The following is a 6,647-nucleotide window of genomic DNA, read 5'->3' on the forward strand; positions in this document are numbered from 1 at the left end:
GGGCGCAGTCTAATTGAAGCCGTTTAATGATGCTGCTATTTATTGCCCCTAGAGATGCCCAATAGAGTGGGTATAATTCAGTCATTCAAAGGATGTGACTCTATGAAACCATTAACGCTTTTTCCCACCGGCCAGCCCTTATATACCCCTAATCAATGCCAAGCATTAGATCGAACCTGTATTGATGACTTAGGATTCGATGGTTACGAACTGATGCAGCAAGCGGCGCAAGCGGCCTTTGGTGTACTCATTAGCGAATGGCCAAACGCACATTCTCTGATCATTTTATGTGGCAAAGGCAACAATGGCGGGGACGGTTTTGAAATGGCTAGCCTTGCTTGTGAACATGGTTTAGGTGTCCAGCTTGTGTTTGATGGCAAGGTGGATGAATTAACGGGCGAGGCCAAACAAGCCGCCTTTCATGCCTTGGATAATGGCTTGACGGTTATCGCCAGTGATCAAGTAAATTGGGCGTTATCTAATTGTGTCATTGTCGATGCCTTGCTTGGTACGGGTATACAAGGGCCACCTCGTGAGCCTATGGCTTCATTAATACAGCAAGCCAATACCAGCGGCTTACCAATTTTAGCGGTGGATATTCCCTCAGGTTTGAATGGGTTAACAGGTTGCGTGGTGGGTGAGGCAATCAATGCTCATATAACCGTAACGATGCTACTGAACAAACAAGGGTTATACACAGGTGACGGGCCTAATTATGTGGGGCAAGTAAGGGTTGCCGGTTTGGCTGTGCCTAAGCAGATTGTAAAAACTATTTCTTCTAGTTGTGAGCTGCAAAATTGGCAGCACTTAAAACACGCAGCCATCTTTGAGCCTCGTATAGCCACCTCTCATAAAGGTCACTTTGGTCATGTTTTGTTGGTAGGTGGTGATACTGGTATGGCGGGGGCCATTAGCTTGGCGGCTTCGGCGGCGTTACGCAGTGGCGCTGGTTTGGTTAGTGTGGCCACTCGGCCAGAGAATGTATCCATTGTGGTAACAAGGCAGCCGGAGATCATGGCTCATGGCGTCAACAGTGTTTCAGATATTAAGGGGCTGATTGAAAAAGCCAGCGTCATCGCCATTGGCCCGGGGTTAGGCCAAGGGTCATGGGGGCAGCAAATGCTGCAAGCGGTTATGGCGAGTGAAAAGCCCGTGGTAATGGATGCCGATGCTCTTAACTTGCTGGCATCGCAGAAAATCCATTACAACCTTTCAAGCAGAATTAGCGTGCTGACGCCACACCCGGGGGAGGCGGCTCGATTATTAAATACGAGTACCGCGCAAATTGGCCAAGATCGATTTAAAGCCTTACAAGAAATTGCCAAGCTGTATAGCAGTGAAGTGGTATTAAAAGGAGCGGGAACCTTAGTAGGAAGTTCAGTTCAAACCAGCATCTGCCAAGATGGCAACCCGGGCATGGCCAGTGGTGGCATGGGGGATGTGCTTACAGGGGTTTTGATCGGTATAATGGCGCAAAATGAGGCCATATTACCCAGTGACTTACATTCTGTGGTAACCAGTGCGGTGTGTTTGCATAGTGCCGCCGCTGATGAAGCCGCTAAAGCGGGTCAAACAAGCCTAGTGGCCAGTGATTTGCTAAACACGATACGTCAGCTATTAAATTGACACTAAGAGAAGTTCCCATGTCATCTTTAACCTTACAATTTGCCGATGAAGCCGCCATGCTGACGTGGGCTCAAAGTCATGCACTACAGCTTCAATCGGGCTTAGTGATTCACTTAAATGGTGATCTGGGGATGGGTAAAACCACTTTAAGTCGTGGCTTAATCCAAGGCTTGGGCCATGAGGGAAATGTGAAAAGCCCCACTTACACCTTGGTGGAACCTTATGAGCTTGATACCCTTACCGTGTATCACTTTGATTTGTATCGTTTAGCCGATCCTGAAGAGCTTGAATTCATGGGGGTTAGGGATTATTTCAGCGATCAAACCGTGTGTTTAATCGAGTGGCCAGAAAAAGGCGTTGGTGTATTACCCGAGGCCGATATCGACATTTTAATTGAGCCGTGGCAGCAAGGTCGTCAATTGACGCTAACTAGCCACAGCCCTAAAGGGGATGCCCAGCTGAGTGCTTGGGCATCAGTTTTATGACAATAAAAAAGAAATAACGTGCGTACTGTATTAGCCGTTTTATTAATCGCATTTTCATATGTATCGCTTGCTGATGTGCAGGGGGTAAGGCTATGGCATGCTCCTGATAGCTCCCGTTTAGTATTTGACTTGAATACTGGGGCCGACCACAAAATATTCCCGCTAAGTTCTCCTAACCGATTGGTTATTGATATCGATAACAGCAAAATGCTGGACTCCCTTAAAAATTTAGATTTAGACGTAGGGCCAGTAAAAAAAATGCGTTGGGCCATGCGAGATCACAAAGACTTACGCATCGTGCTGGATTTACGTGAAGCAGTAGATGCAAAAAGCTTCCCTTTGTCGCCAAACAAACAATACGGCCACCGGTTAGTTGTCGACTTAGTACCGAAAAGCGACAGCTTTAAACCACTGGAAATTACCCAGCCGGTAATTGATGCTACACAAGCCGAGAGCATGAAGCGTGACATCATTGTTGCTATTGATGCGGGCCACGGCGGTGAAGACCCGGGGGCAATTGGTCATGGTGGTATTTATGAAAAGCGGGTGGTGTTGGCCATTGCAAAAAAATTAGAGGCGTTATTAAAAAAAGAAAAAGGCTTTACGCCCAAGCTCATTCGAACGGGTGATTATTATATTGGCCTAAGAGAGCGCACACAAAAAGCACGTAAAAGTAATGCAGACTTATTTATTTCTATCCACGCCGATGCCTTTAGCAGTCATCGCGCCAGTGGCAGCTCGGTGTTTGCATTATCCCAGCGAGGGGCCACATCTGAAGCCGCCCGTTGGTTAGCAGATAAAGAAAATTCTTCGGATTTAATCGGTGGTGTCGGCGGTGTGAGCTTAGACGATAAAGAAGATTTATTGGCTGGGGTGTTATTGGATTTATCCATGACGGCCAGTTTAAGTGTGAGTTTGGATCTTGGGCAAATGGTGCTTAACAGTATGGGGGGCGTTGCCAAGTTACATAAACGCCGTGTGGAGCAAGCAGGTTTTGCGGTTTTAAAATCCCCTGATATTCCATCTTTGTTAATTGAAACGGGCTTTTTGTCGAATCCGGGTGAAGCGCGGAAATTAAAAACTTCGTCTTATCAGTCACAAATGGCGGCAGCTATTCATAAAGGTATAAAGCGTTATTTTATGCAGTTCCCGCCACCGGGTACGTATTTGGCCAGCATTAAAAACAAAAGTGATCGCATTCGTGAGTACGTCATTGCACCGGGTGATACCTTGTCGGTGATTGCTCAGCGGCACTCTGTATCTATGAGCACACTGAAACAGCTCAATGGTTTGAAGAATAGTATTATCCGTGTAGGCCAAGTCATTAAAGTGCCAGCCTCTTAGGTTGGCCTCATTTATTTAATTAAAAGAATTCCATGAAGCGCATTGAAGTCCTAAGTCCTCGTCTTGCTAACCAGATTGCCGCTGGAGAAGTGGTCGAGCGCCCAGCAAACGTTGTCAAAGAACTGGTGGAAAACTCTTTGGATGCCGGTGCCAATCGAATTGAAATCGATATTGAGCAAGGAGGCGTAAAACTAATCCGCATTCGTGATAATGGTTTTGGCATTGAGAAAGGTGATTTGCCATTATCATTAAGCCGCCATGCCACCAGCAAAATTAAAGATTTAGACGACTTGGAATCCGTTCAAAGCTTGGGCTTTCGCGGAGAAGCACTGGCGTCTATTGCCTCGGTTTCACGTTTGGTTTTAAGCTCTCACGAACAAGAAAGCGACGAAGCGTGGCAAGTACAAGCGGAAGGGCGAGACATGGCAACGGATGTAAAACCGTGCGCGCATCCCGTGGGTACCACCATTGAAATGCGGGATTTGTTTTTTAATACCCCTGCAAGACGTAAATTCCTAAGAACCGAAAAAACCGAATTCAATCACTTAGAAGAAGTGGTCAAACGCATGGCGTTAAGCCGTTACGATGTTTCATTTCAGCTTCGCCATAATCAAAAAGTGATTCATAGCCTGCGTCCTTGCACCTCTGAGTTTGACCAAGAAAAACGGGTTGCCAGTTTATTAAGTCCGCAATTTATGAAAGAAGCCGTGCGCATCGACATGGAAGGGGCTGGGCTTAAGTTATGGGGCTGGGTCGGTTTACCCACGTTTAGTCGCAGCCAAGCGGACATGCAGTACTTTTTTGTAAATGGCCGCATTGTGCGTGACAAACTGGTGGCCCATGCCATTCGCCAAGCTTATCAAGACGTGTTGTACCATGGTCGTCACAGTGCCTTTGTATTGTATTTGGAATTAGATCCTGCGCTGGTGGATGTGAATGTGCACCCCACCAAACATGAAGTGCGTTTTCGGGATGGTCGCTTAGTGCATGACTTTTTGTTTCGTTCATTGCACCGTGCATTAGGGGAAGTGCGTCCAGAGGCTCCAGCGCCAGAAGCAGCATTAAGCGCGCAGCCTCAAGCAAGCGGTATAGCGGCGGGTGAGTTTGCTGGGCAAAACAACATGCCGTTGCATCAAGCTGCATCGCCCACTAACCCATGGCAGCAAAATTACTCGGCTAATACGGCTCAGCCCGGGCAAGTCAGAGAGCAAATGGCCGCGTATGGTCAGTTGCATAGTGAAGGTGCGGCTTTGTCGCAACCAATGCCCAATGCTTCGGCTATGCCGACTATGGACATACACGGCAATCCTCAAGATCAAGTGGTGCCTCCACTGGGGTTTGCTATTGCACAACTGCATGGCATTTATATCTTGTCGCAAAATGAGCACGGCATGGTAGTAGTGGATATGCACGCCGCCCATGAGCGCATCACCTACGAGCGTTTGAAAACCGCCTACGATGAACAAGGCATTCCCTCTCAGCCGTTATTAGTGCCGGAAACCATTCATGTAAGCCAACAACAAGCTGACATTGCAGAGCAACACGGGCAAGAGTTAGTGAAGCTGGGTTTTCAGTTAGAGCGCCTAGGGCCAGAAAGTTTAGTGATTCGGCAAATGCCCATCTTATTGCGTAACGCCAATAGTGAATCCTTAGTGGTGAAAGTATTAGAAGACTATCGACAGCATGGGGATTCTCGTCATATGACAGAGTTTCGCAATGAAGTGTTATCCAGTATGGCTTGTCATGGTTCGGTGCGCGCTAATCGTCAACTGACCATTGCTGAAATGAACGGTTTATTACGGGACATGGAAATCACCGAGCGTTCTGGGCAGTGTAACCATGGTCGCCCAACGTGGACGCAACTTTCCATGAAAGAGCTCGATAAATTATTTATGCGTGGGCAGTAGTATGAATCAAACAATGTTACCGCCTGCCATTTTTATTATGGGGCCAACGGCCTCTGGTAAAACCGCTTTAGCTTGCGCTTTATATGACCAATTAGATTGCGAGCTTATCAGTGTTGATAGTGCGCTGGTGTACAAAGACATGAATATCGGCACCGCCAAGCCCACTGCACAAGAGCTTGCGCAATATCCCCATCATCTTATTGATATACGTGACCCAAGCGAGCCATACAGCGCAGCGGATTTTCGCGAGGATGTTTTACCATTGATGGCGGATATTACAGCACGAGGCAAGATTCCAGTATTGGTGGGCGGCACCATGCTTTACTTTAAATTTTTAATCGAAGGGGCGGCAGATTTACCAGAAGCTGACGAAACCATTCGCAAACAAATTGAAGATGAAGCGTTAGAAAAAGGCTGGCCTGCCATTCATGCAAAATTAGCATTGGTTGATCCTGAATCCGCTCAACGTTTAAATCCTAATGATCCGCAGCGAGTGCAACGAGCGTTAGAGGTTTACATGTTAACTGGTAAACCCCTTAGTGAGCACTGGGCCAATCAACAAGCTCAATCCATTCCTTATAGCATTACTCAATTTGCGATCAATCCCAAAGAGCGTAAAACCTTACATGAACGCATTGAGTTGCGCTTTAAACAAATGCTTGATGAAGGCTTTGTGGATGAAGTGCGCGCGTTATATCAAAGAGGGGATCTTCACGAAAACCTGCCTGCCATTCGTGCCGTTGGCTATCGCCAAGTTTGGGACTACCTAGATGGTAAGCTTGAATATGATGACATGGTTCAAAAAGGCATAGTGGCCACTCGCCAGCTAGCAAAGCGACAAATTACGTGGCTAAGAAGTTGGAAAGATTTGAACTGGTTAGAAAGTGAAGACCCTAATTTGGTGCAAAAAGCGTTAGATATCTTAGATTTGTAGCGAGCTTTGAGTGTTGGTTCCAATGAATCTGGATTGATTATCGATTTTCTGTTGAATTTTGGTATATCTGTGCATTTTTTGGTTTATCTTTTCATTTTCCCCATTAAACTGTGTAATTAACGATTAGCTCTAGTAGTAATCTATTAGTAATAATCGGCTCATAATAAAATAAAAGACCCTTTTGCCCACCGTTATTTTTCAATATGGCTTAGTTAAGAACCGTATTAAAGTAATGGATGCGTATGTGTAATTATAGAGATTTTTATTGGATTTAAGGTTTGCTCAGGTTTAATTAATTTTTGTCAGCTAGGTCACGATATTTTAGTTACATGGTTGCAAAGATTAGCGCCT

The 6,647-nt window shown here is 46.2% G+C and carries 5 protein-coding genes; all 5 read left to right on the forward strand.

Annotation, left to right across the window (positions count from 1 at the left end; genetic code table 11):
- The first annotated feature begins 102 nt into the window (after positions 1 to 102).
- From ABWV45_RS07945 to miaA, 5 genes are read left to right on the forward strand one after another with little or no spacing between them, the layout of a single operon-like run.
- Entirely contained in the window at positions 103 to 1,626 is a 1,524-nt protein-coding gene (locus tag ABWV45_RS07945) for an NAD(P)H-hydrate dehydratase (RefSeq protein ID WP_353350426.1), read from the forward strand.
- Between the two features lie 17 nt (positions 1,627 to 1,643).
- Positions 1,644 to 2,111: a tRNA (adenosine(37)-N6)-threonylcarbamoyltransferase complex ATPase subunit type 1 TsaE gene (gene tsaE / locus ABWV45_RS07950; RefSeq protein ID WP_353350428.1), complete on the forward strand. Its 468-nt coding sequence runs from the start codon at positions 1,644 to 1,646 to the stop codon at positions 2,109 to 2,111.
- A gap of 18 nt (positions 2,112 to 2,129) precedes the next feature.
- Positions 2,130 to 3,455, forward strand: a complete 1,326-nt coding sequence (locus ABWV45_RS07955) for an N-acetylmuramoyl-L-alanine amidase (RefSeq protein WP_353350430.1) — start codon at positions 2,130 to 2,132, stop codon at positions 3,453 to 3,455.
- Between the two features lie 32 nt (positions 3,456 to 3,487).
- Positions 3,488 to 5,362, forward strand: coding sequence for a DNA mismatch repair endonuclease MutL (gene mutL / locus ABWV45_RS07960; protein ID WP_353350432.1), 1,875 nt, complete (start codon positions 3,488 to 3,490; stop codon positions 5,360 to 5,362).
- 1 nt (position 5,363) lies between these two features.
- Positions 5,364 to 6,296, forward strand: a complete 933-nt coding sequence (miaA, locus tag ABWV45_RS07965) for a tRNA (adenosine(37)-N6)-dimethylallyltransferase MiaA (RefSeq protein ID WP_353350434.1) — start codon at positions 5,364 to 5,366, stop codon at positions 6,294 to 6,296.
- Positions 6,297 to 6,647: the final 351 nt, after the last annotated feature.

Source organism: Oceaniserpentilla sp. 4NH20-0058 (genome assembly GCF_040371755.1).
In the GTDB taxonomy this organism is placed as follows: Bacteria; Pseudomonadota; Gammaproteobacteria; order Pseudomonadales; family Oceanobacteraceae; genus Bermanella.